Genomic DNA, 26,194 nt, shown 5'->3' on the forward strand with positions numbered 1-26,194 from the left:
AGCGCAGAAACCAGATTGTCTAAAAACTTACCGGAAAACGAGAGGAAAGCCCCCGAATTCAGGCGTGGGGATGAACTCGGCAGCGGATGCGGCCGCCTACAGTCTTAGAAAAATCCTGGTTGATTTCTAAAAGCATGATATGATTATATCATGCTAACAGTAACTCACGAGTACAAACTACGTCCGACCAAATCTCAAGTTCAAATATTTGAGATTTGGTTGTCTGTTTGTCGTCAGGTTTATAACTATGCCTTGCGAGAACGGAAAGATTGGGTGAATTCTCGTAAGTCTTCTGTTAATGCTTGTTCGATAGTTGGTGAGTATATTATCTCACCGGATACTCCTAGACCAACCTATGCTAGTCAGTGCAAAGGTTTGGCAGAAGCTAAGAAGCATTGTCCCGAATTAAAGACCCCTCATTCGCAAGTATTGCAGCAAACTTTAAAGGTTTTAGAGTCGGCATTTGTGGCAATGTGGGATAGAGGGCATGGGTTTCCTCGCTTCAAAAAACGGATGCGCTCGTTTGTTTTCCCGGCTGTTAAGGATGCAGCAGTGGAGAATGGAAAGGTTAACCTGCCGTCTATTGGGTGGGTAAGGATGAAAATGTCTAGACCCACACCAGAGGGTTTTCTACTCAAGCAAATTAGAGTAGTTAAAAGGGCATCAGGATATTTTGTCATGCTGACCTACCAGTTAGCAGTCAACCTGCCCGAGCGCCCACCGTCAGGACATCCATTAGGGGTAGATATTGGGCTGGACAAATACCTCGCAACTTCAGATGGAGAATTAGTCAACGGACCGAGATTTTTTCAGGCACTTCACCGCGAGTTAAAATCACTGCAACGAAGATTAAAGCATCAAAGAAAAGGGTCTAATAATTGGCTTGATCTCCAGAAAAAGATTGCTAGAATTCATCAAAAAATCAGTGATACCAGAAAGGATTGGCACTATAAATTAGCTCATCGGTTATGTGACCGAGCAGGAATGATATTCGTTGAGGATATCAATTTTAAGGCTTGGGCAAAGGGGATGTTCGGTAAACATACTCTGGATGCAGCCTATGGTCAATTCTTCTCGATTCTGTCTCATGTGTGTTGGAAGCGCGGGGTGTATTTTGCTCGTGTTGATAAAAACTATACGAGTCAAATTTGCCCCCAATGTGGAACCCATACTGGTAAGAAAACCTTGGATGTCAGAATCCATAGTTGTCAGTCCTGCGGGTACACCACTCATCGCGATACAGCAGCAGCACAAGTAATTAGAGACAGAGGTATCCTTGCGGTCGGGCAGCCCGTGAGTAAAACTGCTTCTGGAGGCGTTCTATCGGGGCTCGATAGTAATATCGGTCTAGAGTTGAGCCTGTGAGAGAAGAATCCCCCGCATTCTATGCGTGGGGAGTGTCAAGAATAGTGCATCCACGACTGAGGAATTGAAACCAATTGTAACTAACTGTAACGAAGCGAGTTCCTATCTGGGCGTTCCCCAACTTCGTGCCCCGCAATAACCCAGGAACGAGAAAAATTATTTAAAATTTTGTAGGGCGGACACTCCTGGCCCGCCCTACAAAGCAAAGTTAAATCTAGAACAGCTTACAAAACAGTCCCTATTTCCTTCAAATAAACCCGCGTAAACGGTTCCTCATCCCCCAGATTATACTGTTCGATCAGCCCCTGGCGGCGAATAGAGATACTATTTCCTTCCCTCACCACAACAGTATCTTCATCAGTGCTTTCTCTGACCAAAATCATCTCCGTTTCTGTCGGATTGTCCAGCACCACCATATTGCTGCCCCGATAAAACATTCCCTCATCTTCCAAAATATCTTCGGGATATTCAGCAATTAACAAATCGAGCTTGGGATGCCGCAGCAAACTTTGCAGGTTAAGATGGTAATTTTTATTCAAAACTTTTTCAGAACGGTTGACAAAAATTCCACCGCGACAAACAGCACCGACTGTCCAATCGGGATGCTGCAACAGAATGTGGTCGATGGTTTCTTGCAGTTCTTGCACCGAAATTCGGTTGAAAGTAATAATCGGAATTCTGGCGGATTTTCCCGATTGAAAGAAAGTTTCGATAATATGCGAAGGCACATCAACACCTTCGCCGACAGCCGGGTTGAGGTGCATGAAAATTCCCGGCGCGGCATTGATCTCGATAATCCCAAAATTGCCTGTTTTCCAAGATTTGGTGAGAGTTTCTGTTACCACATCAATCCCCAAACAAGTTAACCGAAAATGTAGGGCGATATCTTGAGCCAAAACAATGTTATCCGGGTGAATAGTGCGGGTAGCGTCGATGCTGACGCCGCCTGCGGAAAGATTGGCGACTTTGCGCAGAGACACAGTGCGATCGCGAGTTAGCACGCTATCCAATGACAGCCCTTGTTCTTCCAGATACATTTCCATCGCTTCGTCGGACTGAATTTTGCTCAGGGCCGAAGTTGGCGTATCTAAACGTTCTGGTTTGCGGTTTTCGCGGCGGATTAATTCGCGAATTGTTGAGTCGCCATCACCTGTTACCCAAGCGGGTCGGCGTTCAGTTGCAGAAACAAATTTGCCGTCAACGCACAGCAGCCTAAAATCCGATCCTTTGATGCTGTTTTCCACAATTACTCGCACCGGGTCTGTTTCGGGAATTGCCTTAACTGCTCTTTTAAAAGCCGCCTGCAATTCCTCAGCATCTCGGACATCTGCTGTGACGCCAATTCCTTTATGACCGACTACTGGTTTGATAGCAACTGGGTAGCCAATTTCTCTCGCAACTGTCAGAGCTCCGTTTTCTGTGGAGACGATATCGCCTTTGGGGACAGGAAATCCTAATGTAGCGAGAAAAGCTTTACAATCGTCTTTGCGCGTGGTAAAGTCTGAGTCTAAGTGGCTGTCAGAATCAAAGGTAGTTGCAGAGCCGCGAATCAGTTTTTTGCCGTACCCGTATTGCATTAGTCCTTCATCCCACAAATAAAATGCGGGAATGCCTTTTTGGGATGCCGATCGCATTAATGAATAAACTGTCGGGCCTCCGTAAACTGACTGCCGGAACATATTTTGCAGCGCGCCCATTTGTGCTTCCAAGGGAAAGTCTTGATTTTGATTGATGGCTTCAAACCAATCCCAAACAGCGTAAACGACTGCTCTGGCGCTGCGGGCGTGAAGCGCTTCTATGCTGATTCTGTAAAACTGAGAAAACGGCTTGACGTTCCAGTGTTGGAAATGCAAACCCATGTCGAGTTTTGCTACTTCTGAGGCGGTACGGCCGAACAGTTGGGCGTGGTTCGAGAAAGTTTCTTGCAGGAGTTGCGGGTAGCGATCGCCAATAATTTCCTGGTAATGCGCGATCGGCAAAGGTTCCCTAGCGCCCGTCACCGCTAAATCAAAAACTAAAGCCGCAGTGTCTAAATAAGGGTTTGGCCCGATATAGTGTTTGAAGTTGAAAATATCAAAAATATCGGTTTTTCGAGCATTGACGCGGGCTGTTTCGGTGCTTTTTTCTTGCAGCATTTTCTAACCTCCTTTGAGCTAACTTTTTACAGTAAGTCTCTTGTCGGTTTATGGGATACTACCTGCGGGCATAGATATGGCAGCAGCGAGACAAATACTGCGACCAATTCTGTCTTCAGCATAGCGGGAGAGGAGGACTGGGAGAGTGGGAGAGTGGGGAAATGGGCAGAGGGGGGAGAGTGGGAAAATATTCCTTCTTCCTTCAACATCTGACTGAGCAGTGATGGCTGAGCATTTATGGCTAATGACTGCTTTCTTCCCAGTTCACAAAAAAAACCTATAACTTTTGAGAGGTGCAGCGCCCGCTTAAATTGTTTATCACTGTGAAAGAGAATTTAAGAGGCAGCAAATCATGAACATAGCACAAACTGCTCTCAGGGATAAAGTTCACGACTTGGCTGAGGAAGCATTTCACCGGAAGCTGATTTCTGGCTACGGCGACGGTCAAAACAGCAACGAATATCAGATTGTCTGGAACGGCAAACCCAGACACCTACCTTTAGAACGGGCGCGTACAATGTTGAGCAATTTGATCGAACGCTCGCACTAAGGGGCGATCGGACTAATTTAGGACTTACGCTCATCCACCCGGTTTCTGCGAGGAAGAAGAGGTTTATGGGGGAAACATCCAGTCAGAAATCGAGTTTATGACCCGCGCGCGCGTAAGTCCTGATAAATTCAACTGATTTTTTGACCCACCTCTATCCGGTTAGGGTAGGGGGGGTTAAGTTTTTTTTAGCAAAAAGCTGTTTACAGCCCGGGCCCGAGCAAACAAACCCCAGAACCCTTGAGTTTTGTCCGTCCAGGAATCGTCAAATTCAAATAATTTTGTGTATCTATCTATACCTTTGGGCAGTTTTCAGAAAAAACAATTTTGTGTTTTAGTGAAATTTAATAAATTAAAAGTGGAGATCGTATGGCGAGCAACGAAAATCAGGGGAAGTTGCTAATTATTGGGGGCGCGGAAGACAAAGAGGGGGAGTGTAAAATTCTGCGGGAATTCTTGCGGTGCGCCGGAGGCACTAAAGCCCGCATTGTAGTGATGACGGCTGCGACCAGCCTGCCGGGAGAAGTAGGAGATAATTACATCCGAGTGTTTGAGCGACTCGGCGCTGAAGATGTGCGAGTTGTTGACACCCAGAGACCCGAAGATGCCAACAATCCAGATTATTTAGAAGCGATCGAACAAGCGACTGGCATATTCTTTACCGGCGGAGATCAAGCGCGGATTATTAACTGCTTGAAAGACACCAAACTCGATGCAGCTATGCACAAACGCTACTCGGAAGGGATTATCATTGGCGGCACCAGTGCCGGCGCGGCGATGATGCCAGACATGATGATTATTGAAGGAGACTCGGAGACAAATCCCCGCGTTGATGTGGTAGCAATGGGCCCGGGAATGGGTTTCCTTCCGGGAGTTGTCATCGACCAGCATTTCGCCCAGCGAGGTCGTTTGGGACGCTTAGTTACCGCACTCTTGCTGCAACCGGCCGTGTTGGGATTTGGTATTGACGAAAATACAGCTATTTTAGTCAGCGGTGACGAGTTGGAAGTTATTGGCGAAAGCGCTGTAACAATCATCGACGAGTCGGAAAAACTCCACGACAATATAGATGGACGGTTGAAGGATGAGGGTTTGGCGATTTGCGGCGCCAAGTTGCACATCCTCCCCCACGGATACCGATTCAACTTGAAAACTCACCAGCCGGTGCTCGATAACGTAGCAACTACAGCAGATAGGGAAACGGCGATCGCCTGATTTACTTCCAACGCCGCCAAAGTAAATGTCAAAATTATGTAGGGTGCGCAGTGCACACCTTACCGCTTCAACAAAGTGTCGCGGTTTTTAAACCCCGATATTTCGTTGAGAACTAATAAAAAGAAGAGGTAAACTCCTCTTCTTTTTTTCTTGTGGTTTCTGGTTTTTCAAGCACTTTTCTGTTCACCAAAAATCGACTGCTGCCCTTCTTCAGTCGATATTAAATTCCACCCTTGAATTTTCAGCTTCTGAAAAGTTGCCCATCCCTTAGAACCGCCCGGTTCCCGGTAGTCGGGTGCAGCGTACTGCGGAAAAGCTGTATAAGGCCGCCACGCTTGACGGGCTTCGGTGCGCAAGTGCAGTATCTTTTCTCCATTCCCTCCCAATCTGGGCAACCAACACATTTGTTTTAGCATTTTTAACACTCCAGAGTTTTACAGTAACGGTAATTTGGCAACATCCCCAATTAAACTTTTAGAACCCTAGAGACGCTACTCGGAATATCTAACGGGTAACAGGGACGGATGAGATTTTCACCGATTACCAATTACTGAGGTAGCAGCAGTCGTTAAAGCTGATGAAAGGTTCTACAAAGTTTGCCAGTCAAAAACTCGAAAATAAGAGCTGCCAAGACATAAGCAAAAATAATCATTGCTATTCTCGGCTCAAACTTGACTTAAGGTCGATCCCGAGAAAATCCAGTTGAATAAAGCATTCATTTTTCTGGTTTCCCTTGCCTTTCAATTACAAGCCGATCCTCTCCTTTTCCGCTTAAAAAGACATCTTTCTACAGTATTAGCTCTGTCAACGAAAAAATGTTCCTTTAGTTACAATTATTAAATTTTTATCACAATTTATCTAGTTATCAAAAGTTAAATTAATTTTCATAAACAGCGCTTAATAATTTTTAGTTACTTTAACTACATTTTAGATTTAAATCTGACCTCCGGGTGCTGATAGGCGGATCTTACTAAATCCTCCAGGTGTTCATCAGCACCCTAAAACATAAGAGTTACAAGTTTAACTCTTAAGAACGATGGCTACAGATTTGCTAAATTGTAAAAATAAATACTAATCACAGTTATAAGTTCTGCCAATAAAGTATTCACGGCCGCAGCAATTGAATTCAAACTGTTCCCTCCCAACAACAAAGCAGCTACACCGATCGGCTCATTTTCCAAATCGGATGAAATTCCCTGACAAAAAGATGATAAATATTTCCGCACTAAAATTCAGTTAGAAGACGGTATTTATCAATACAAATTCCGAGTTCAATCGCAAAGTCCGTGTTTTGAACTGGACGAACGGGTAGAAATAAACGATCCCCACGCCACTGAAGTTGACTGCACTACTCATAGAAGTGCAATTCGCAGTTGGGCAGCACGACGACAAAAAACTCCCAGAAAATGAAGAATTAGTGATTCACGAACTGCACGTTGCTGATTTTTGGGGCGCAGAGGGTTCTGACAGCCGCAGTAAATTCTAGCAGGTTATCGAGAAATTAGATTATCTGTGCGATTTAAGGATAAATGCGATCGAACTAATGGCAGTTAATGAATATCCGGGCGATTATAGCTGCGGCTACAAAGTCCGCGATTTCTTTGCCGTAGAGTCAAGCTACGGTGGAACCGCAGATGTGAAGCGATTAATTGACGAATGCCAAATTTTTCGCATTTTTGCCAGAGAAAATCTCGCGGGGAAGACTTTCGATATCGAAAAGCTCAAGCAAGTTCTGGATGGCAAACAACAAGGCGATCGAAACACAACTAATGCGATCGATTATTTCGCCAGTCACGACCGCGACTGCTTGCTAGCGGAAGCAAGCTTTCGGATTCTCGACCGAGAAATTGCTTTTAAACAGGCTAAATTGGGAGCGGTTTTGTTAGTAACCGCAGGAGGAATACCGATGCTGTGGATGGGGGAAGAGTTTGGACAGTCCACTCGGGAAACTCCCAACCAGCCGAATAAACTGCAATGGTCTTTGTTGAAAAATCAGCCCAATCATGAGTTGTTGGAATACCACAAACACGTGATTCGGCTGCGGCGAAATTTGCCGTCATTTTATAGCGAAAATCTTGAATCGATCGCGAAATTCCCCAAGCCAAAGTGCTGGCTTACGACCGCTGGAGCGATGAGGGAACGCGAGCTGTAGTTGTAGCCAAATTTTCGGATACTTATCTATCTGGTAACAGCATTCTTAACTTTCCGGCGGGAACTTGGCACGAGTGGATGTACAACAAAATCGTAGAAGTTGGGGAAGAAGGCTTTAAGTTTGATTTGCCGGAATGGTCAGCGCGGGTATTTGTTTGAAAGCCGGAGAATTTATGTCTCCAGGCAGATGAGAATCACAGTTGTACAACATTAAATGGTAGTTAGGACTGGCAAACCAAACTCAAGAAACCGGGTTTTTCTACCCTGGCGGATAGCTGGAACGATACTTTTTTGTAGAAAAACTCGGTTTCTGCGTCAACGCCGTGCGATCGCAATTCCTGGTATTGAGAATAACAATTGTACGGGGACGTGCCAACTGTCAATTAACACAAACTTTGTGGGAGGACAAACTCTATGGGCTGGTTAAAAAGACTGTTTGGTTTAGAAAAACTTGAAAATCAAGAAACTGTTGACGCTCCTGCTTACCAAGCACCTGTAGCTCAAGCTCAAGCTCAAGCTCAACCTGCTGCGAGCGCTCAGACAATTCCGCCGGAACGCATGGGATTGAATGGAGAATACGATCAAAGCGGTTTAGCTAAACGGGTGGCTCAGGCCTTTGATGCAAATCCTGATGTTGCGGATATTGAGACCGTTTATGTGGCTCAACACGGATCTACGGTGGTTCTCAAAGGTACAGTTCCCAGTCAGGAAATTGTCAACAAGTTGGTGACAATTGCTAAAGGTGTTAAGGGTGCAACTGGGGTAGAAACTAATCAAGTTTCTGTCGGCTAGCGCGCAGGTTGTTGATAACGGTTAACGGTTAACTTTTACAGGACTTAGGCATTCCGACGCCTAGAAACCGGGTTTTTTAGCGAAGCGGCGGGCGGGAACGAAATATTTCATAAAAAACCCGGTGGCTGATTCCTTATGCGTAAGTCCTATGTTCGCAGTTAACGGTTAACTGTTAACGGTTATAAGCTGTTGGGCATTCTTGCGTTGTATTGACGGTAAAATTTAAATGGGTCGGGGCTTAGCAACCGCCCTGACGATTATGGCGTTCTTAATTGCACTTTCTGCATGCGGTCGATTGCAACTTCTGTCTTCCTTCTTGCTTCTTCCATAACTATTTTTTTCAGTTATCTTGCTTGACGTAAAAAAATATGACCGGGGAAACTTTACAACCTACTCGCGGAAAATTAGAAAGGACTATTGCCCAGGGAATTCAAGCTTTGTACCGCTCTCAACTCGGACACCAAACGAGTCAGGCACTGTGCAATATTTTGGATGACAAACTGATAATTGTGATCGAAAATGCGATTACTCAACCTGAAAAACTACTGGCTCAGAACGGTCAGGAAGATTTGGCTTCGCAGGTGCGATCGCAACTAGAATCGGTACTAGAATTGCAATTGAAAGACTTAATCAAAGAGGTTTTGGGCGTGCGAGTCACTGATTTGCTCACCGATGCGACTTTGGAGACTGGCCGCACAGCGACGATCGCAATTTTGGAGTCTGCACCTAAAGTTCGCGATTCTAATTCAAAGTCTAAAACTCAACCAAAAACGGCTGGAAGTTGAGGTGGTAGCGGATAATTGCTTCTAAATCCTTGATGTTAAAAGGTTTGGAGAGATATGCAACGCATCCGGCTTCCAGAATCCGATCGCGGTCTTCTGTTTTTGCTAGTGCTGTGATAGCGACAATCGGAATATCTATGAGATCCGGGTTTTGTTTGATGAGGCTTACTAATTCTATACCGTCTATATCTGGCAGGCAAATGTCAAGTACGATTAGGTCGGGATTGCGATCGACTGCTGCTGAAAGAGCTGCGTACCCGTCAACTACGGCCACGCATTCGCAGCCGAATAAATCCAGTATTTGTGTCAGAAGCTCTAAGTTGTCGTGATTGTCGTCTACTGCCAAAACTAAAGGACGGTTGTAAACCGCCTGTTGAACGTTATTGAATGACGAGGGTTCCAAATTCTTCTTCCAATTAGGGTAGTTCATAAATGCCGATCGAACTATATTCGATCAAAAAAGTTGTCCCCGAGGCATTCCTCAAGTGGCGATCCGGCACTTGAAACAGATTGGCTCGTATTTGTAGCTCTCACAGGGCTAGTCTTGAGTCTAGCTCGATTGTACAATATCCATGCAAGCTGGTGCACAGGCTGCACCAGTGGATCGATGCCATAACATTTCCCTATTTTTACCTATCCCAGCGCAATTTACCAGCTTAGGCCATACAGGTGCGTCAGCCTTGGCAACAAAACGCGATAAATACGAAAAATATTATTAAGAAATAATGCTCGCTTAATTGCTTTCAAGAGTGGCGGTAGATTTTGCAGGATACTATCAAAATTAGACCCCGATGTCCCCAGGTTAATCTATCTCAAGGAAGATTATAAAAAAAACTTAATTTAAAAAACTTCCACCTGCAGAGATATCTTTATTTGTCTAGTTTAGAGTTCAATATTTTTAAGTAGTAATTGTCACAATTTTAGCAAGGAAGAATATCAGTTTTTACTTGGTTTAACCCGAGATTAACCTAGGAGATTTTTATGACAATTGCAATCAGAGACGACCTGACTTACATTTTGCTGAAAAAAATTGGCAGCGGCAACGGCGGCGGAGATTCGGAAATTAGGAACGCAGCCGAGGAGTATGTTGGTAGAGAGGTGGCAGAAGCAGAATTGCTCGGTCATTTGGACTACCTCAACCAAAGGGAATTTATCAAAGCGGACTTTAGTGGAGAGCCTTACGGAGGAGCTGAGTTATTGCCGCCTTTAGTAGCATTTCAAGAAGCTGATTTAACAGAAAAAGGTCAGAAACTGTTACAGAAAATGGAGACGAATCCTCCGAAGTCTCTCCACCAAGAAGGATCGGCAGTTCCTATCGCTTCTGAGGATATGCCGTTTTTGGAAAAAGTGATGCTAAAAGGTCACTTGGAGGATATTTTTGATGCCCGGGACATTACCGAATTAGTGTACCGGATCATGCGCGATGTGATGACAACAGAAGCCAGCGATCGCGTGGAAGCTGAACTGCACAAAGAAGTTTTGCCTGCGGACGACAAAACCCTGCAAAAAGAAATAGCAGACCTCTGGAAAGATACGAATCCGCTGGTGGGATGGCTCAGCCGGGTGCGTCGGCCTTTGACGGGCGAACCTGCACCTTTGGGGATTGATGGCAATTTGTTTGCACGGAGGGTGGAACTAGAAGGCGGACTTCCTCCGGGAGTCAAACCGGAAACTGCGATCGCGGCTGTATTTTCTGCGACCAAGGATGAGCTGTCCGAGGAGCGAATTCAGGAAATAGCGGGCTTTTTGCCGGACAGAATTCGGGAAATTTGGGAGTCGGCTTAACCGGATTTTTCTTGGTATAAATACTTACAAACCGGGTTGCCGAACCAGCATTCTGCGCTCTTGAGCCAGAAGCTTGTTTCATCAACTCGGTTTCTGTATACCTCTTGTCTTGTAACTCTGTAATTGTTGTATAGTGGTAATTTAAGTCCCGATCGAACTCGCTCGGACTAGAGTTCTCACTACTGTGTTCGATCGCTCGTTTCTTGCCTTGTAATTGCTGTGAGAAACCGGGTTTCTAGCCGAAATTGTAAGAAAACCAGAAACATCCTCAGAAACTGAGTTTCTCGCTCCCGGGTTGGGTCAAGCCCATAGATGCCACAAAAGTGTTGTAATGTATAATACATGGCGAGTTAACACCGTGGCTCGCAAAAATGCTGTTAACAGCCCTGGAGATCAAAAGGGATGGCCCGCACTAAAGTCAGACAAATGTCACGATCGACTCTAGAACAAGAGATTTTACTCAATCGAATTACCAATCGCATCCGCAACTCTCTAGAACTGCAAGAGATTTTGACGACAACTACCAGAGAAATCCGCAGTTTTTTAGCCAGCGATCGGGTAAAAGTTTATCGCTTTGAGGCCGACGCTAGCGGTGAGGTAATTGCTGAGTCCATCAACGGCGGCAACTTGCCATCTCTTTTGGGTTTGCGCTTTCCAGCAAGCGACATTCCCCATAGTGCTCGCGAAATGTTTGTCAAAGCGCGGCAGCGAGTGATTGTAGATGTGGAATTAAAGCATCAAACAATTAATCGCTTAGATTGTCCCGAAACCGGCAAAGCTTTAACAGTTGAAGATATTCGCTATTGTCCCGTAGATCCCTGTCACGCTGAATATCTGAAGGCTATGGGGACACGTTCTTCTTTGACGGTGCCGATTTTGCATCAAAATCAGCTTTGGGGGCTGTTGGTGTGTCACCACAGCCAACCCAAACGGTTTAGCGATCGAGAATTGAAAATCGTGCAGTTGCTTGTCGATCAACTTTCAATTGCGATCGCCCAATCTTTTTTACTCAGTCAAGCTAGACAGCAAGCGCGCGACGAAGCCGTTATCAATCAAATCACCAGTTTGCTGCATTCTCCTCTGGAACTAAACGAAATTCGGAAAGCAGTTCTCGAACAAACAGTCAAACATTTAAATGGTTCGGGAGGGCGGCTGTACTTTGCAGCCGAGTTTGGCGATCGGCCGGCTTTACTTTATACCTGCGGCCTGCAGCCCCCGGAGATCGACCTCGAACTCAGCCCGTTTTGGCAGCAAATCATGGGGTTTGCCAACCAAGAAGATCGAGCAAAAAATGCCGATCGTTCCAGCCAATTAGCTATTTTTCAAAATCTATATTCCCAGCATTACACTTCACTTGACACAAATATTTCAAGTTTAATAGTACCGCGCTTGTACGCAATTTCTGATATTGCTCAAGAACCTCAACTTAAATCTGTATCTGCCAATTTTTTAGCAGCCTCCATTCGATCGTTTTTAGCAGTACCGCTGCAATACGGCCAACAGTGCATCGGCTGTCTCACCGTTTTTCGCAGCCCGATAGAAACCGAAATTTTGTGGGCGGGCTGTTGCACTTCCGACGCCAGGAACGATCGTCCCCGAAAGTCTTTTGCAGCTTGGAAAGAAATCAAAATCGGCGCAGCTCAAAATTGGAGCAGCGAGGAACAGAAGCTAGCAAAAGCTTTAGGAACTCACCTGTACATGGCTGCAATGCAGAGGCGCGTCGAGGCGATGATCAGACATCAAGCTTCTCACGACCAATTAACCGGTTTACCTAATAGATTGCTGTTTAATGAAAGGCTGTCTTTAGCTTTAGCTACCGCTCACCAAAACGCAGAAATGCTGGCGGTGATATTTCTAGATTTGGATAGATTTAAAAATGTTAATGATACTCTCGGCCACCCAGTGGGCGATTTGTTGCTGCAAGCTGTATCTCAGCGTTTGACTAACTGTTTGCGCGCGGGGGATTCGATTGCCCGTTGGGGCGGGGATGAATTTACTGTGCTGCTGTACAATCTCAACAGCCGTGAGGAAGCAACTAAGATTTGCCAGCTAATTATCCAGAGTTTAAGCAGTCCTTTTGATTTTGACGGTCTGGAACTTTATACTAAAGCTAGCTTGGGAATTGCTTTGGCTCCTTACGACGGAGAAGATGCAGAAACTTTACTGAAAAATGCTGATGCTGCGATGTACAAAGCTAAACAGAAAGGTCGAAATAACTATCAGTTTTACACGCGGGCGATCGGCAGTAAAGTCTCCGAGGATCTTAACTTAGAAAATCATCTTTACAAAGCTCTGAAAAAATCCGAGTTTGTGCTGCACTATCAACCGCAAATCAACTTAAATACCGGCAAAATAGTCGGCATGGAAGCTCTGATTCGCTGGCAGCATCCCGATCGCGGTTTGATTTCTCCCGATCGCTTTATTCCCTTAGCTGAGGAAACAGGATTCATCTGCGAAATTGACGAATGGGTGATGCGGACTGCTTGCTTGCAAAATCGAGCGTGGCAGTTACTGGGATTGCCGCCGATGCGGATAGCTGTGAATTTATCAGCCCGCCAGTTTCTGCAAAATAACACGGTAAAAACTATCGCTGCAATATTGTCAGAAACCGAATTAAATCCCGAGTATTTAGAAATAGAAATTACCGAGAGCATTGCCATGACAGATGTGAATCTTACGGTGTCGGTATTGCAGCAGTTGCAGCAATTGGGAATTCAAATTTCTCTGGACGATTTTGGCACCGGTTATTCTTCGCTTTGGTCTCTGAAAAACTTTCCCCTCAATAATTTAAAAATAGACAAATCCTTTGTGGCCGATTTGGTGCACGGCAGCAGCGGTGCTACTATTGTGAAAGTGGCGATCGCCTTGGGACAGGGCCTGAATTTACAGGTGATTGCTGAGGGAGTAGAAACAGCAGAACAGTTAGCATTTTTGCAGTCGCTTCAGTGCGATATGGGTCAGGGTTACTTCTTTAGCAAACCAATACCGGCGGCTGCCGTAACTCAATTGTACCTAGAAAATCGAACGGGCAACAAAAAAGATCTTCTATTTTGAGCGATATCTGTAGAGACAAAAGCTTTCGCAGTTTCCGGCGCTGGGTCTAGGACAGGGCATTGCCGTTTCCCTACGGCTGGCTTTTAATAATTGGTATAAGATTCAGGACTAAAATCATCATCAAAATAGGAGCACTTTAGTCCTCAGTACAAACAGCTTGATTGAGCTGTTGCGGCATTTAAATTATCTGTCAAAAAAATCAAACTTTTGTGGGACGCTGCTGTGAGCAACGCCCCGAATATACAATTTAAATGCGCGACAGCTTAGAGGTAATTCACCTGATTCGATCTTACTGCCAAACAAACACTTTCGCTTCGTATTCCGGCAAGTCAATTATAATATTGTCATCGCCCGATTCCACATCATAATTGCCCGTCCATTCGTGCCAAGTTCCGTTTGCCGGAAAGTGCGGAACGCTATAACCTGCCAGATAATTTTCCGACATATTCGCCACTACTACAACTCTCGAGCCTTCATCGTTCCAGCGAGTGTAAGCAAAAACTTTCGAGTCGAGGTCTTCGTGAAAAAACTCGATGTTTTCTGTGTAAAGTGCTTGGTTATTTTTGCGAAGGTGAATCAAGCCTTTGTAGTATTCCCACAAACCTTTATTCATGTCATTTCCTAGCAGCGTCCAGTCAATTTTAGCTTGCTCAATTGTTTTGGCTTTGTATTCGCCAAATTCTTCGCCCATCCAAATCAGCGGCACGCCAACTGCTGTCATTAACAGCACGGTTCCCAACTTCGCCCGTTTGAATGCTGCTTCATCCAAAATCCCGCGCGAACCCAATTCGGCAAAAACGCGATCGTGGTCGTGATTGCTCAGATAATTCACTACATTCGTAGCACCCAAGTAACCTTGCCGCTTGCAGTCAATCACATCTTTGAGACGTTCTAAATCAAAAGAATCGCCGCAGAGTTGTGGAATGATGCAGTGATAGAAACTGTCGTGCCAGCAGCCGTCCATCGGCCCGTCTAGATTCGTGATGCTGGGATCGTCGGGAATGTATTCGGCAACGGTATAAAACGGTTTGGGGCCGGCGGCATTTTTGGCTTCTTGAACGATCCAGTGCATGAAATCGTAGTTAGCAATTTGTCGCGCTGCGTCGAAACGAATTCCGTCGAGATGATATTCTTGAACCCAATAGCGGACTGTATCGCCAATAAATTTGCGCGCGGGGTAAGTTCCTAAATTTTCGTCGTAGAATTCGTAGTTAAATTCCGGGCCCCAATTGTTGTCGGGATCGCGGGGTGCGTGGTGATACCAATAGTCGTGATCGATTTGAGTTAGGGGGCTCGATGATTCGGAGTGGTTGTAAATCCCGTCGATGATGATGCGAATCCCGCGGGCGTGACACTCGTCTATCAGGTTTTTGAGTTCTTCTGTGGTGCCGTAGCTGGACTCGGTAGCGAAGAAGTAGCGGGGGTTGTAGCCCCAACTGTAGTCGCCCGGGTATTCTTTGAGGGGCATGAGTTCGATCGCGTTGACGCCGAGTTCGACTAAGTAATCGAGTTTTTCAACGACGTGTTTGTACTTGCCGCGGGCGAGGGGATCGGCTTCGCCGCCGGAAAAGTCGGCAACGTGCATTTCGTAAATCACTAATTCGCGATCGGCCGGCAGCGGTTTATCGTCATGCTGCCACACGTAGGTATCGACAATGCGATCGCCGTCTTTGATCCGAACAATGCCGTTTTGACTGGGATCGTCGATGTCAGTAGCGTAGGGATCGACCACATCTACCCACCGATCGGGTTCCAGAAACCAGCTTTTCGACTGAACGCGAAATTTGTATTGATAAACGCCATCCTTCAACTCAACTTGCGTGCGGAAATAACCTTCTTCGTCCTTTTCCATCGGGATCTCTTCCCAATTAGAAAAAGAGCCAATCAAGGCAGCTCCTTTGTTGTAAGGAGCAAATAACTTGAATTCAATAGGAGCGGACATAATACCTCTTTCTAAAAGATTTCAGTAGCAGTTGATACTTTTAATCTCCCAATTTTAAGCGAACTCAGGCATCACTCTGCAGATATAAATTTTTTAACCCTTAACTATTCCTAAAAGTATGGTAATATTGCCTCTGCCTGCGCCTTTTATGAATTGATATCGGGCAATATTGGCAGTGCGACCGAAATTAATCTAGCTGGGGATCGCTCAACAATAAGTATTATTAATTGGATATTTTTTGAGCATCTATCTTAAGGTAGATGAACTTGTTAAAATTTTAAAAAAAATATCTGTACATGGATAGATGCAGCTTTAAACTTTATCAATTTTTTAACTTTTTTAACAACAAACAATTCCTCTGCTGGTGCGCGCTGCCTACCCTAATTTTTTGGTAACAATTAGTCAGTCGGCGTGCACTGCACACCCTAAATCAGCGGCCGTAAGGTGCGCATTGCGCACCCTACTTTTAACTTGATTTTGCCTGATGATAAGGCTTCATCCAACCAAGCCAGAACGCAGGGCGAGAACGGCTGCCTGAGTGCGGTCATCAGCGCACAACTTGTTCAAAATATTGCGGACGTGGGTCTTGACTGTACCGACAGTAATGTACAGCTTTTCGGCGATTGCAGCATTGCTGTAACCCTGCACGATCAGTTCCAAAACCTCTAATTCCCGCTCGGTTAAAGGGTAAGTCTCAATGATGTGACTAAACTCGGGTTCGGCAGCCTTAATTGTGACTCTTTTGCCCTCAGCCTTCGGTTCTTCCGGCGCGGGTTCCTGAGTGCGAGCTTGTTTCAGGACGATGCGGGCGATCGCCGGATCGATCCAAGAGTTACCTTCGTGAGTTACTTTTACTACATCTAATAACTGATCGAAGCTAATATCTTTCATGCAGTAAGAATCAGCTCCGGCGGCAAAAGCTGCCAGAACTTCTTCTTCATTGTCCTGAAAAGTCAGAATCAAAATTTTTGTATCTGGATCGGACTCCGCTACCGCTTTTTTGAACTTTTGTGTCAGTTCAATGCCATCAAAATCCGGCAAGCCAATGTCTACAATTGCCACGTCAGGTTTTGAAGACTGAAGCAGTTTCAATCCGTCTGTAGCGTTAGCTGCATCGCCGACAACTTCTATCGTGTCACGCTGTTGTAAAGCTGTGCGGATGCCGACTCTTGTCAGGTCGTGGTCTTCTATCAAAGCAACGCGAATTTTACTCATCTTTTTTCCAATACTCCAGTAAACTTTAAAAATATCGTCAACTGACTCAGCTAAACTGAGTAAATTTGAGAATGTGTCCTGATTTATGGTTTGACAGGCCGCACATCATTTTTAAGCATACTCATGCAGCCGCCAAGAATGCAAGTTAATTTTTAAGTTATTTTGCGGCGATGCCTGCACGCTCCTTCCTCGGGACAGGTAAGCTCTCAATGCTTTAACAGTTTAACTGAATTATCTCATTGTCCGCCCGTTGATAGAGGTAAAGATACCACTACCCCGATAAATTTAAAGTATAAAAAATTTTGATGCACTCGGGCCGTCAAAATCAATAGAACTAGCAGCACGAGTCTTTCGCCGGTGTTAGGGCTCAAGTAGAGTGCTTATTTATAAAACCTGTTATGACTCAGTATCACGGCAATAACTGTTTTCGCTCGGACTTTTCCGATGCGGAAATATTACAGAAAGTATCTGAAATAACATCCCCCCAAGCGCAAGTTTGCGACCGCGAAACTCAGGACGATCGCCCGCAGTCGGCAACTCCTCAAATAAGTTGGAAAGCATATGCCGACGGCTGGGTGACTTATTTAGGTCAGCACTGGGAGGAATATACGGGGGTACCAGCAGCAGCAGCTTTGGGTTTCGGCTATCTGGCGCGCGTCCATCCAGAAGACCGCCCTCGTCTTTTGGCGAGTTCGCGCACTTGTGAGTTCCCGCCGCCAAGTTACGAAATAAAATTTCGCCTGCGGACGCGAGAGGGCACTTATCGGTGGAATCTGGCCAGAGGAACGCCCGCCAATCCAGACAATCAGGAAGTTTTGGAGTGGGTGGGAACCTACACAGATATCGATGCGATCGCAAAAACTCAAACCGATCCCCAAGCAGAACTAGAATTTTTGTCGCATCAAGCGCGTTCTGAAGCCAAATTCAGAGCAGAAAATTTGTGCGAAGCCGGGACGGTAAGGGACGCGGGGCGGGATTATTTCCACGCGCTAGAGCTATTTACAAATCTGTTGAGCCAGCGCGCGGGTAACTTGTGCCAGTTGTTGCAAGCGATCGCGGACGCGGCTGTAGAGGCGATCGCAGGAGCGGAATTTTGCCTGGTTGCTCTCCTGGAGTCCGATTGCAGCGACCTCAAACTCAGCGCTGTCGGGGGTACGGACAACTTTAGTGGGGGCAAAACCCCGCACGTGCAAAAAAAGCTGCTGTGGGAAGCGTTTGCGACGGGAGAGTCTGTACTGTGGCGGTCGGAGTACCACCAAGGCTTGCTGCCCGCGGCCGCCTGTGCAGCGGCGATCGAGTCGGAGGAAACCGGGCGTTTGGGCGTGTTGGCGATCGGCAACGCGAAAGACAGTACGGCGATTGACGGAGAAACTCAGCAACTGTTGGCGGTAATGGGAAAACAAGCTGCGATGGCAATTAACAATGCGCGGGCGATCGAAATATTAAAAAAGCAGGAACAGCTTTTAGACTTGCAAAACGAGCTGCTAATTCGCCAGCAGGAAGAACTGGAAAATCAGGGCCGGCGCATTCAACAGCAAAAATTGCAACTGCTAGAAGCAGCCAAGTTAAAATCGCAATTTTTGGGCACTATCTCCCACGAATTGCGAACTCCCATGAATTCGATTATTGGTTTTTCCCAACTGCTGCTGCGCCAGCACAAACAACTGCTGAGCGCGCAGCAAACAGAGATGGTGGGGCGCATTTTACATAACGGCAAAAACCTGCTACTGCTGATTAACGATATCCTCGACCTCTCCAAAATCGAGAGTGGCCGCACAGAACTAGAAACTGAAGAATTTGATTTAGCGCATTTAGTAATGGATGTCGCCATGCAATTTGGAAATCAAGCCACCGAAAAGAATGTGGCAATATCCGTCAGCGCGTGCTTGCAGAATCAGTTTATAGTTAATGACAAGTTGCGCCTGCAGCAAGTGTTGGTCAATCTCATTTCCAACGCGGTTAAATTCACCCATCAGGGCAGCATTTGCATTGAGGTGCGGGAATTAGATAGCGATCGGCTAATTATCACTGTTCAAGATACAGGAATCGGCATCTGTGAAACCGATATTCCCCACATTTTCGACAAATTCCATCAAGCCGACCAAAGCGCAACCCGCCAATATTCAGGTACCGGTTTAGGACTAGCCATTAGTGCCTCTTTAGTCAAAATGATGTACGGCACAATTACGGTCGAAAGTCAACCCAAACAAGGTTCGACATTTCAGATAGAATTTCCGCGAAATATTAAGCCTAATAAATAAACTCCTGTCCGCTAACTGGCAACATTGTTTTTATATCTATTTTTAGATAATATATAACAAGGTAAAAAAACTGCTGCTGGAGCATTTTTTAAACTCTACAAAACACTAAATAATTAACATGACTAAAATAGTTTTTGACTCGTAAATGCGATCCGAAAAACAGAAAATAGTGCTTGTCTTTGGTGGCAGATTGAAGGAGAATCAGGCAAAAAAATGGTTTGACTCCCGAATTATAGCGGTAAGGTGCACCGAAGATAACCCTACATATACAGGAGTCAATCAAAAAAGGGTTTGAGCTGCGAATAATAGCGATAAGTTACGCAATTTAGTCCGCAGAGGCGGACTTTGTTTGAGTCTATGCAGCGGCTTGAACTGCCAAGTTGTATCTACAGACTAGAAGTTTTCCCTACTCGATCCTGAGTAGCAATTGGTTTAACATCGGTGTAGCCCATATTATTAGCTACGTCGCGCAGCACCGAAATTTGCTGTTCAAAATCAAGACCTTCAATTTGACCTAAAACACCATTAACAGCCTCAGTTGCCTCATATCCTTCCGGGATATCGACAATTGTTTCTCCCATACCAATAGCCCAAGCATACCAAACCAACAACTGATTGTTGGCAGTTAAAGCTCCGTAAGCGTGAGAATACGGGGTGTTGTCGCGGTTGACAATACCTCGCATTATATTCAGTTGTTGGTCATGGGAAAGGTTGTAAAAATCATCTAGCAGCACGGGAGCTAATTGTGGTTCAGCGGCTACGGGAGCGGCCGGTGTAATTGACTCTCCCATTTTGTCATAAACAAAGTAGAGCAGCGCCAGTTTTTCATCTGTACCCAACCCGTTGATTGTCTGAACGATGTTTTGAGTGTCGTTGGAGAGAGAGTGAGGATTGGTCGCGGCGGGTGAGTTCATAAATAAAGTTCCTTAAAAAGGCTTCCAGAATATATAAATATCAACATTTGTAAGTACAAGTCACCCTCCCCGAGAGGTAATACGATTTTAACTTTTAAATTTAAGATTTTAGATTAAATAATTGAGAATGACAGATGATGTATGGGTTTGGAGCTTGCATACAGTTGAATTAGTTTCGTAAACTCGTGTAATTTTGGCCGGCAACATTAGAATAAATCAGCCTTGAGATAGAAGCCGGCGATACATCTACGGGTAGATTAAAAAGCAACGAAATTGAATAATAATAAATACAGTGAATTGTTAAATAAAACTAGAAAGGAGTCGGCGATGTCTGAAATAAATACAGAATCAAATAACGAGCAAACATTTGACGCTCAGCAGATAAATGAAAGCGTGGAAGCTGGAGAACAAAAGTTGCCGACGGTTGATGTATCCGCCGATTACGAAGCTTCAAAAGAATTTAGTGTTAGTGAAATCGATCGCACGGGTGCCGGTGCCCAAGCTGCTGCCGCTGCAACAGGACCTAAATTTAATGTTCCCAGTCCTAAAGAGATCGCAAAGCCCACAGATTCCAGCGGCAATCCCAAGGATTTTAGTTCGATGGCTCAGGAAATTAACCCCGCAGCTACACCGGACAATGTTACCGACGATGTGATGCAGAAAGCGATCGATCTTGGTACTCCTGGCAGTTAATTTAGCAATTCTCCATCCTCGATGCACAAACTCTATTTGTAGGGTGCTGATGGCGCGCCTTACTTCTATAATTCGCGCGTCAAACCACTTTTTGGCATGAGCCCTGAATTCTCAATTGAGTGCACGATAAGCTGCTATACCGTAGGGACACAACATTGTTGTGTCCTTAAGTGTTGCAATACTTAAAGGGTTAATTTTAAGTCTCGCTAATCGCTTAATTTTAAGTCGATCGCCCGACAAATTTTGCCGACAGTGCGATCGCCCAAAATTTCAATTACTAAATCCACGCCATCGCCGCCCTCCACCATCGACTTAATAAATAACTCGGGATGCAGCGCTTTCCAGAAATATTCGACAAACCGATTAATTTCGGCCTCTGTCATTCCCGACTTTCCCGCAGCCATCATTTCTCGTTCCGCCTGATTGCGCCAAACTTGAGAAATGCGATAATCTTGGGGATACAAAACCATCAACCGATCTAATCTTTTCCACAGCGGCAGATAGTCGTGCAGTTTCGCATTCATATCGCGGGCAAACTGACAGTCGGCTGGAGTAAAAATCGGAAACGGCGCACCCGCCAAAAACTCGTTCAATTTGGCATCAATCACCGGATTCACGCCGACAAACCAACCTTCAAAAAGTACAATATCTGCACCAGAAATAATTTCCGGTTGAGTTCTATCTCCTGCACCTCCCCAGGCAGATTTGTCAAACCTGGGAATTTCTATATTTTTAATTATATCCGGTTGTAGCGCATCAGATTTTGGATGGTCAACTGCTGCTAATTCGCGAGTTTGAGAACCGCGCAACTTGTCTAAAACTGCTATTCCCAAGTCAATATCGTGAGTGCCGGGGGGGCCGCGCCAAATTAAACGCGGGTCTGCTTTTTGGAGTTGTTGGCGATCGGCATAAGTCTTATAAATATCGTCTAAAGAAAGGCTGACAGTAGAATATCCCAATTTTCCCAGAATCAGCCTCAAAATTTGGCATAAAGTAGTTTTTCCCGTTCCTTGCCCTCCTAAAATTCCTTGAATTAGAGGACGGTTTAAACTTTGTTTTGCAGTCGATAATTGCATTGCCAGCGGCAGCCACAGATTCCACAAAGTTTCCAGAAAAACAGTTGACTTTAGAGGGAAAGTATGCAGTTCGCCAACAAGAGAAAAGAATAAATCAGTTTTGCAGCGGACAACATCGGCTACAGTGTCAGGAGTAATGCCAAAAGCGCGCGATCGCACATCATCGGCAAGTTCCCAAAAAGCCAGTCGATCGAAGTCGGGAGCGAGCGGGCGATCCTCTTCGTTGGCATAGCCCCCGTAGGGGCGGGCTTCGCTTACGCCAGCTTGCCACCGATGCAGAATTTCAACAGGGGTTACAGTCGATCGATCCATATTCTCAAAACTCTCTATGCGGGGGCGGGTTTTGTCCAAATACTATCTGCAACCGACACATATTTGACCCTAAACCCGCCGCTACAAGCCCCTACAATTCCCTACAAGCGACTAATAACTAAGGACTAATTACCACTTGAGCAAATTAAATTCTTCCATGTCTACGGTATTGCGGTTGCGGTAAATCGCCAAAACAATGGCCAAACCCACCGCTGCTTCAGCAGCCGCTACCGTAACTACAAACACCGTAAATACTTGACCTTTAACTTGTACGGGGTCAAGATAGTTAGAAAAACCCATCAGGTTGAGATTGACTGCATTCAGCATCAACTCGATCGACATCAACACCCGGACTGCATTTCGGCTGGTAATTAAACCGTAAATGCCTATACAGAACAGTGCAGCAGCTAATAACAGGAAATACTGGAGTTGCAGTTGCATAAATTTTTTGAGTTTCTCTCAGTCAAAATTACTACAAAACAGGCAGATAGAGGAATTGCCAACAAACAGAAACCTGGTTTTTCGCCTGAGGTGCGCACTGCGCACCCTACGGTTGCTGCTGTTACTTGGTGTCGGGTGAAGAAACATCACCCGCAGAAACCAATTCCCGCGGCCGTTCTGGCAAACTCAAAGCGGGTGTTTCTGATAGCTTCTTTGACAGTTCATCCGGGAAGAAATCGCGGCGTGCCAAGACAATTGCCCCTACCATTGCCATCAACAAAAACACTGATGCTAACTCGAAAGGCAACAAAAAGTCGGTAAAGAAATGTTTGGCGATCGTGACGATCGAACTTTCAGCAGGTGCTCCCGCAGTCGCCACAATAGCCCAAGGAGTAGACACCACCATCGTACCCAAAAGCCCGAATAAACCAGCACAAACCAGTGCAGTTGCTCCTTGACGCACCCAAGCGTTGGGAATTGTGCGGAAGTCTTCTCGTTTGTTTACTAGCATGATGGCAAACAAAATCAAGACGTTAACAGCACCAACATAAATCAACACCTGCGCTGCTGCGACAAAATCAGCATTCAGCAACAGGTACATACCCGCAATGCTGGTAAATACGCCGCACAGCAAAAATGCTGAGTAAACGATATTGGAGAACAGCACTACTCCTAATGCTCCTCCAATCATCATTAGGGACAGTATGCCAAATGAAACAATTTGAACGCCTTCGGCTAGATTCACAATTTTTAATCCTCAATCATTAGTTTTCGATCGTTCGTTTTTATTCATTAATTAGCAGTCATTAATAATTAGTTATTTCACTAATGACTGATGACTGCTGACTAATGACTGATTACCTACTTTTCGATAATTTCCTCTGGACGGAGACCGGCGCGGCGATCGGTGTAGGAAACTTCATGGGGGTCGATCGCACCTTTGGGCAAATAAGCGAATTCCCGCATCGGTGTCACCATCGGGTCATCTGTAACCTTGTAGGGCAAGCGTCCCAGGGCCACGTTGTCAAAATTCAATTCGTGGCGTTCGTAGGAGGCTAACTCGTATTCTTCTGTCATCGACAAACAATTAGTCGGACAATATTCTACGCAGTTGCCGCAGAAGATACAAACACCGAAATCGATACTGTAGTGCTTGAGTTGTTTCTTCTTACTGTCTTTGTTAAATTCCCAATCCACTACAGGTAAGTTGATCGGACATACGCGAACGCAAACTTCGCAGGAGATGCACTTGTCAAATTCAAAGTGAATTCTGCCCCGAAAACGTTCCGAAGGAATTAATTTTTCGTAAGGATACTGCACCGTAATCGGCCGGCGTCTCATGTGGTCAAAAGTAACAGATAGCCCTTGACCGATATACTTAGCAGCTTGAAAACTTTCTTTGGCGTATTCGCCTACTTGATTGAGGAATTTTAGCATCGTGTTCTCTCTCTGTACTTGAGTTTTTGGTAATTGCTAATTGATAATAGGTAATTGGTTAACAGCTATTTTTTTAGCTTTTGCCATTTACCTATTATCAATTAACCGCCAAAAGCAAAAGGAAAGGCAAGCTTCAAAGCTGCGGTCAATAGCAAATTAACTAAAGCAACGGGCAGCAAAAACTTCCATCCCAAATCTAGCAATTGGTCGATCCGAACTCGCGGCAGAGTCCAGCGGAGCAGAACTGCCAGAAACAGGAAAAAGTAGGCTTTCAGCATGGTCATCGTAATGCCCAGCGTGCCGGTAATTACCTGCAACCAAGGAGTCGTCTCGCTCAATCCCAAGGCATTTGTGATGACTCCGACCGGAATCGGGCATTCCCAGCCGCCGAGGTACAAAACTGCTACTAGCAGGCAAGAAAGGACGAGGTTAACGTAGGAAGCGATGTAGTACAAAGCAAATTTCATGCCTGTGTACTCAGTCTGATATCCTGCTACCAATTCTTCTTCTGCTTCCGGGAGGTCAAAGGGCAACCGTTCGCATTCTGCTAGTGCTGCAATCCAGAAAATCAGGAAACCTGCGGGTTGCCGCCAGATATTCCAGCCGACAATGCCGTAGCCGGCTTGCTGGTGTACGATGTCGATCGTACTGAGGCTGTTGGACATCATCACAACTGCCAATACTGCCAAAGCTAGGGGAATTTCGTAGCTGAGGGATTGAGCCGCGGCCCTGAGTCCCCCGAGGAGGGCGTATTTGTTGTTAGAAGCATAGCCCGACATCAGCAAGCCGATCGGCTGAATGCTAGACAGGGCAATCCACAGAAATATCGCTGTCCCTATATCGGCGATCAGCATATGCTCTCCGAATGGCACGATTAAGTAGGACAGAAAAACTGGAATTACCACAATTACCGGGCCTAAGGTGAACAGCAGCGCGTCAGCTTTAGCCGGCACAATGTCTTCTTTGAATACCAACTTCAGCCCGTCGGCAACGGGTGCTAGCGTTCCCAGAGGGCCGATAAATTCCGGGCCTATCCGCTGTTGAGCGGCGGCGGAAATTTTCCGTTCCAGCCAGACGCTAGTGAGTACCCCGAAAACGGCAGCGACAATCATCAGCAACATCGGCAGCGGTAGCCAAAGCACTTGGGCGATGTCCGCCGGTAAGCCCAAATTCATGAGGGCTTCTACGAAACTTCCTTGTAAGTCAATTCCTGGGTTCATTTGTCCAGCTTTTGAGCGCTCAGCATATAATTTTTCACCCGTCCTTCGTAGGAGTAGGCTTAGAAATCGGGGTCTTTGTAAAGATTTTTAATGCTTTACCGCCTAATAGTATATCGCCCGACAGGCTCCAAGAACGCACAGACAGGGTGAAGTTCTAATTATATGAGCCAGCAGCCTAACTCATGGATGGGTTATTTATGTATTTTTACTTAGCCGATCGAGCCGATCGATTTTAGGTTTTAGATTAAATATTCAATGCGAAACAAAAGGGCCCAGAGTTAACTCTGGGCCCTTTTAATGGTTTAAAGTAACTTTCAAATGGCTAAAACCATTGATTTTACGTCACTTTTTTTATGGAACTGGGCAGAATCGAACTGCCGTCCAAAGCGGGTATTTACCTTCCGATCGTTCACAGGTTTATCCCCTCTCATCCTCGGGGCGGGAACCATCTTTATCCCAAATGGGGGGATTTTCTAGTGATTGCTTTCCTAGCTAGCCGACTAGAAACGTTTAGCTAGGGCATCCGTTGGGGGTTGTTATGCTACCGTTAACGGAGTTAGGTGGCATACGCTCTAAACTGGGCTTAAGAAGTTTTTAGGCTACAGCAACAGTTTTGTTTACACGAGCGAAAGGAACGATGTTGTTCGCATTTACTTTTTTGTTTGAGCCGATATTAGCGAGAGGAGACTCACTCTCGACCTGCATCACGGAGCAGCTTTCGCCACCCTGTCGAAACCATTACAGCCCCTCGTGCGTTCTTTAATCATAGACAATATTTCGTGTTGCGTCAAGTCAAGCGATTTTAGATTTTAGATTTTAGATTTTAGATTTTGGATTTTGGATTTTGGATTTTGGCA

Annotated in this window: 24 protein-coding genes and 1 other RNA gene; 12 read left to right on the plus strand and 13 right to left on the minus strand. The window is 45.6% G+C overall.

Going from position 1 to position 26,194, the window contains the following annotated elements; all coding sequences use genetic code 11:
* The first annotated feature begins 150 nt into the window (after window positions 1-150).
* Entirely contained in the window at window positions 151-1,365 is a 1,215-nt protein-coding gene (locus QUA80_RS15045; protein WP_333425741.1) for a transposase, read from the plus strand.
* A 224-nt stretch (window positions 1,366-1,589) separates the two neighbouring features.
* Here the strand turns inward: QUA80_RS15045 and QUA80_RS15050 are convergent, their stop codons facing one another.
* Window positions 1,590-3,500: an ATP-binding protein gene (locus QUA80_RS15050; RefSeq protein WP_333425743.1), complete on the minus strand. Its 1,911-nt coding sequence runs from the start codon at window positions 3,498-3,500 to the stop codon at window positions 1,590-1,592.
* A gap of 352 nt (window positions 3,501-3,852) precedes the next feature.
* Between QUA80_RS15050 and QUA80_RS15055 the strand changes: the two genes are divergently transcribed.
* Window positions 3,853-4,050, plus strand: a complete 198-nt coding sequence (locus QUA80_RS15055) for a hypothetical protein (RefSeq protein WP_333425745.1) — start codon at window positions 3,853-3,855, stop codon at window positions 4,048-4,050.
* Window positions 4,051-4,416: 366 nt separating this feature from the next.
* On the plus strand, window positions 4,417-5,262 hold the full coding sequence (locus QUA80_RS15060) for a cyanophycinase (protein ID WP_333425746.1): 846 nt from the start codon (window positions 4,417-4,419) through the stop codon (window positions 5,260-5,262).
* Window positions 5,263-5,429: 167 nt separating this feature from the next.
* Here QUA80_RS15060 and QUA80_RS15065 read toward each other — a convergent pair whose 3' ends face one another.
* On the minus strand, window positions 5,430-5,678 hold the full coding sequence (locus tag QUA80_RS15065) for a hypothetical protein (RefSeq protein WP_333425748.1): 249 nt from the start codon (window positions 5,676-5,678) through the stop codon (window positions 5,430-5,432).
* 624 nt (window positions 5,679-6,302) lie between these two features.
* Complete coding sequence (locus QUA80_RS15070; RefSeq protein WP_333425750.1) at window positions 6,303-6,488, minus strand: hypothetical protein; 186 nt, start codon at window positions 6,486-6,488, stop codon at window positions 6,303-6,305.
* A 113-nt stretch (window positions 6,489-6,601) separates the two neighbouring features.
* Between QUA80_RS15070 and QUA80_RS15075 the strand changes: the two genes are divergently transcribed.
* The 5 genes from QUA80_RS15075 to QUA80_RS15095 all read left to right on the plus strand — a co-directional run bounded on the left by QUA80_RS15075 (window position 6,602) and on the right by QUA80_RS15095 (window position 8,990).
* Window positions 6,602-6,748, plus strand: a complete 147-nt coding sequence (locus QUA80_RS15075) for a hypothetical protein (protein ID WP_333425752.1) — start codon at window positions 6,602-6,604, stop codon at window positions 6,746-6,748.
* 6 nt (window positions 6,749-6,754) lie between these two features.
* A complete protein-coding gene (locus QUA80_RS15080) occupies window positions 6,755-7,414 on the plus strand; it encodes an alpha-amylase family glycosyl hydrolase (RefSeq protein ID WP_445302239.1) in 660 nt (219 codons plus the stop codon).
* Window positions 7,369-7,572, plus strand: a complete 204-nt coding sequence (locus QUA80_RS15085) for a hypothetical protein (RefSeq protein WP_333425756.1) — start codon at window positions 7,369-7,371, stop codon at window positions 7,570-7,572. Before QUA80_RS15080 ends, QUA80_RS15085 begins: the two co-directional genes overlap by 46 nt.
* A 255-nt stretch (window positions 7,573-7,827) precedes the next feature.
* Window positions 7,828-8,205: a BON domain-containing protein gene (locus QUA80_RS15090; RefSeq protein WP_333425758.1), complete on the plus strand. Its 378-nt coding sequence runs from the start codon at window positions 7,828-7,830 to the stop codon at window positions 8,203-8,205.
* 368 nt (window positions 8,206-8,573) lie between these two features.
* Entirely contained in the window at window positions 8,574-8,990 is a 417-nt protein-coding gene (locus tag QUA80_RS15095) for a DUF2294 domain-containing protein (protein WP_333425760.1), read from the plus strand.
* On the opposite strand, the gene QUA80_RS15100 is transcribed toward QUA80_RS15095, so the two are convergent.
* Window positions 8,959-9,417 (minus strand): response regulator, encoded by a 459-nt coding sequence (locus QUA80_RS15100; protein WP_333425762.1) that lies wholly within the window; start codon window positions 9,415-9,417, stop codon window positions 8,959-8,961. The genes QUA80_RS15095 and QUA80_RS15100 overlap by 32 nt on opposite strands.
* Before the next feature lie 551 nt (window positions 9,418-9,968).
* Here QUA80_RS15100 and QUA80_RS15105 point away from each other — a divergent pair.
* Both QUA80_RS15105 and QUA80_RS15110 read left to right on the plus strand, forming a co-directional pair.
* Window positions 9,969-10,772 carry a DUF2267 domain-containing protein gene (locus tag QUA80_RS15105; protein ID WP_333425764.1) on the plus strand — a complete coding sequence of 268 codons (804 nt, stop codon included), beginning with the start codon at window positions 9,969-9,971 and terminating at the stop codon, window positions 10,770-10,772.
* Between the two features lie 402 nt (window positions 10,773-11,174).
* Window positions 11,175-13,826, plus strand: a complete 2,652-nt coding sequence (locus QUA80_RS15110) for an EAL domain-containing protein (RefSeq protein ID WP_333425765.1) — start codon at window positions 11,175-11,177, stop codon at window positions 13,824-13,826.
* Window positions 13,827-14,115: 289 nt separating this feature from the next.
* Here the strand turns inward: QUA80_RS15110 and QUA80_RS15115 are convergent, their stop codons facing one another.
* Both QUA80_RS15115 and QUA80_RS15120 read right to left on the minus strand, forming a co-directional pair.
* A complete protein-coding gene (locus QUA80_RS15115) occupies window positions 14,116-15,768 on the minus strand; it encodes an alpha-amylase family glycosyl hydrolase (protein WP_333425767.1) in 1,653 nt (550 codons plus the stop codon).
* A gap of 495 nt (window positions 15,769-16,263) precedes the next feature.
* The gene (locus tag QUA80_RS15120) at window positions 16,264-16,983 is read right to left on the minus strand and encodes a response regulator transcription factor (RefSeq protein WP_333425769.1); all 720 of its coding nucleotides are present in this window, start codon (window positions 16,981-16,983) and stop codon (window positions 16,264-16,266) included.
* 398 nt (window positions 16,984-17,381) lie between these two features.
* Between QUA80_RS15120 and QUA80_RS15125 the strand changes: the two genes are divergently transcribed.
* Window positions 17,382-19,244: an ATP-binding protein gene (locus tag QUA80_RS15125; RefSeq protein WP_333425771.1), complete on the plus strand. Its 1,863-nt coding sequence runs from the start codon at window positions 17,382-17,384 to the stop codon at window positions 19,242-19,244.
* Between the two features lie 386 nt (window positions 19,245-19,630).
* On the opposite strand, the gene QUA80_RS15130 is transcribed toward QUA80_RS15125, so the two are convergent.
* Entirely contained in the window at window positions 19,631-20,158 is a 528-nt protein-coding gene (locus QUA80_RS15130; RefSeq protein WP_333425773.1) for an orange carotenoid protein N-terminal domain-containing protein, read from the minus strand.
* 327 nt (window positions 20,159-20,485) lie between these two features.
* Between QUA80_RS15130 and QUA80_RS15135 the strand changes: the two genes are divergently transcribed.
* Window positions 20,486-20,851: a hypothetical protein gene (locus QUA80_RS15135; RefSeq protein ID WP_333425774.1), complete on the plus strand. Its 366-nt coding sequence runs from the start codon at window positions 20,486-20,488 to the stop codon at window positions 20,849-20,851.
* Window positions 20,852-21,057: 206 nt separating this feature from the next.
* Here the strand turns inward: QUA80_RS15135 and QUA80_RS15140 are convergent, their stop codons facing one another.
* From QUA80_RS15140 to ssrA, 6 genes are all read right to left on the minus strand, one after another.
* A complete protein-coding gene (locus QUA80_RS15140) occupies window positions 21,058-22,239 on the minus strand; it encodes a glycerate kinase (RefSeq protein ID WP_333425827.1) in 1,182 nt (393 codons plus the stop codon).
* 129 nt (window positions 22,240-22,368) lie between these two features.
* Window positions 22,369-22,674, minus strand: coding sequence for an NADH-quinone oxidoreductase subunit NuoK (gene nuoK, locus QUA80_RS15145; protein ID WP_199292736.1), 306 nt, complete (start codon window positions 22,672-22,674; stop codon window positions 22,369-22,371).
* A gap of 127 nt (window positions 22,675-22,801) precedes the next feature.
* On the minus strand, window positions 22,802-23,425 hold the full coding sequence (locus QUA80_RS15150) for an NADH-quinone oxidoreductase subunit J (protein WP_333240447.1): 624 nt from the start codon (window positions 23,423-23,425) through the stop codon (window positions 22,802-22,804).
* A gap of 116 nt (window positions 23,426-23,541) precedes the next feature.
* A complete protein-coding gene (gene ndhI / locus QUA80_RS15155) occupies window positions 23,542-24,117 on the minus strand; it encodes an NAD(P)H-quinone oxidoreductase subunit I (protein WP_333425776.1) in 576 nt (191 codons plus the stop codon).
* 101 nt (window positions 24,118-24,218) lie between these two features.
* Window positions 24,219-25,337: an NADH-quinone oxidoreductase subunit NuoH gene (gene nuoH, locus QUA80_RS15160; protein ID WP_333425778.1), complete on the minus strand. Its 1,119-nt coding sequence runs from the start codon at window positions 25,335-25,337 to the stop codon at window positions 24,219-24,221.
* Window positions 25,338-25,688: 351 nt separating this feature from the next.
* Window positions 25,689-26,085: a transfer-messenger RNA gene (ssrA, locus tag QUA80_RS15165) on the minus strand.
* Window positions 26,086-26,194: the final 109 nt, after the last annotated feature.

Source organism: Microcoleus sp. F4-D5 (assembly GCF_036704885.1).
Classification (GTDB): Bacteria; Cyanobacteriota; Cyanobacteriia; order Cyanobacteriales; family Microcoleaceae; genus Microcoleus.

Coding starts and splice junctions, on each gene's coding strand:
- QUA80_RS15045 (WP_333425741.1), top strand. CDS start 151: ATGCTAACAGTAACTCACGAGTACAAACTACGTCCGACCAAATCTCAA.
- QUA80_RS15050 (WP_333425743.1), bottom strand. CDS start 3,500: ATGCTGCAAGAAAAAAGCACCGAAACAGCCCGCGTCAATGCTCGAAAA.
- QUA80_RS15055 (WP_333425745.1), top strand. CDS start 3,853: ATGAACATAGCACAAACTGCTCTCAGGGATAAAGTTCACGACTTGGCT.
- QUA80_RS15060 (WP_333425746.1), top strand. CDS start 4,417: ATGGCGAGCAACGAAAATCAGGGGAAGTTGCTAATTATTGGGGGCGCG.
- QUA80_RS15065 (WP_333425748.1), bottom strand. CDS start 5,678: ATGCTAAAACAAATGTGTTGGTTGCCCAGATTGGGAGGGAATGGAGAA.
- QUA80_RS15090 (WP_333425758.1), top strand. CDS start 7,828: ATGGGCTGGTTAAAAAGACTGTTTGGTTTAGAAAAACTTGAAAATCAA.
- QUA80_RS15095 (WP_333425760.1), top strand. CDS start 8,574: ATGACCGGGGAAACTTTACAACCTACTCGCGGAAAATTAGAAAGGACT.
- QUA80_RS15100 (WP_333425762.1), bottom strand. CDS start 9,417: ATGAACTACCCTAATTGGAAGAAGAATTTGGAACCCTCGTCATTCAAT.
- QUA80_RS15105 (WP_333425764.1), top strand. CDS start 9,969: ATGACAATTGCAATCAGAGACGACCTGACTTACATTTTGCTGAAAAAA.
- QUA80_RS15110 (WP_333425765.1), top strand. CDS start 11,175: ATGGCCCGCACTAAAGTCAGACAAATGTCACGATCGACTCTAGAACAA.
- QUA80_RS15115 (WP_333425767.1), bottom strand. CDS start 15,768: ATGTCCGCTCCTATTGAATTCAAGTTATTTGCTCCTTACAACAAAGGA.
- QUA80_RS15120 (WP_333425769.1), bottom strand. CDS start 16,983: ATGAGTAAAATTCGCGTTGCTTTGATAGAAGACCACGACCTGACAAGA.
- QUA80_RS15125 (WP_333425771.1), top strand. CDS start 17,382: ATGACTCAGTATCACGGCAATAACTGTTTTCGCTCGGACTTTTCCGAT.
- QUA80_RS15130 (WP_333425773.1), bottom strand. CDS start 20,158: ATGAACTCACCCGCCGCGACCAATCCTCACTCTCTCTCCAACGACACT.
- QUA80_RS15135 (WP_333425774.1), top strand. CDS start 20,486: ATGTCTGAAATAAATACAGAATCAAATAACGAGCAAACATTTGACGCT.
- QUA80_RS15140 (WP_333425827.1), bottom strand. CDS start 22,239: ATGGATCGATCGACTGTAACCCCTGTTGAAATTCTGCATCGGTGGCAA.
- ndhI (WP_333425776.1), bottom strand. CDS start 24,117: ATGCTAAAATTCCTCAATCAAGTAGGCGAATACGCCAAAGAAAGTTTT.
- nuoH (WP_333425778.1), bottom strand. CDS start 25,337: ATGAACCCAGGAATTGACTTACAAGGAAGTTTCGTAGAAGCCCTCATG.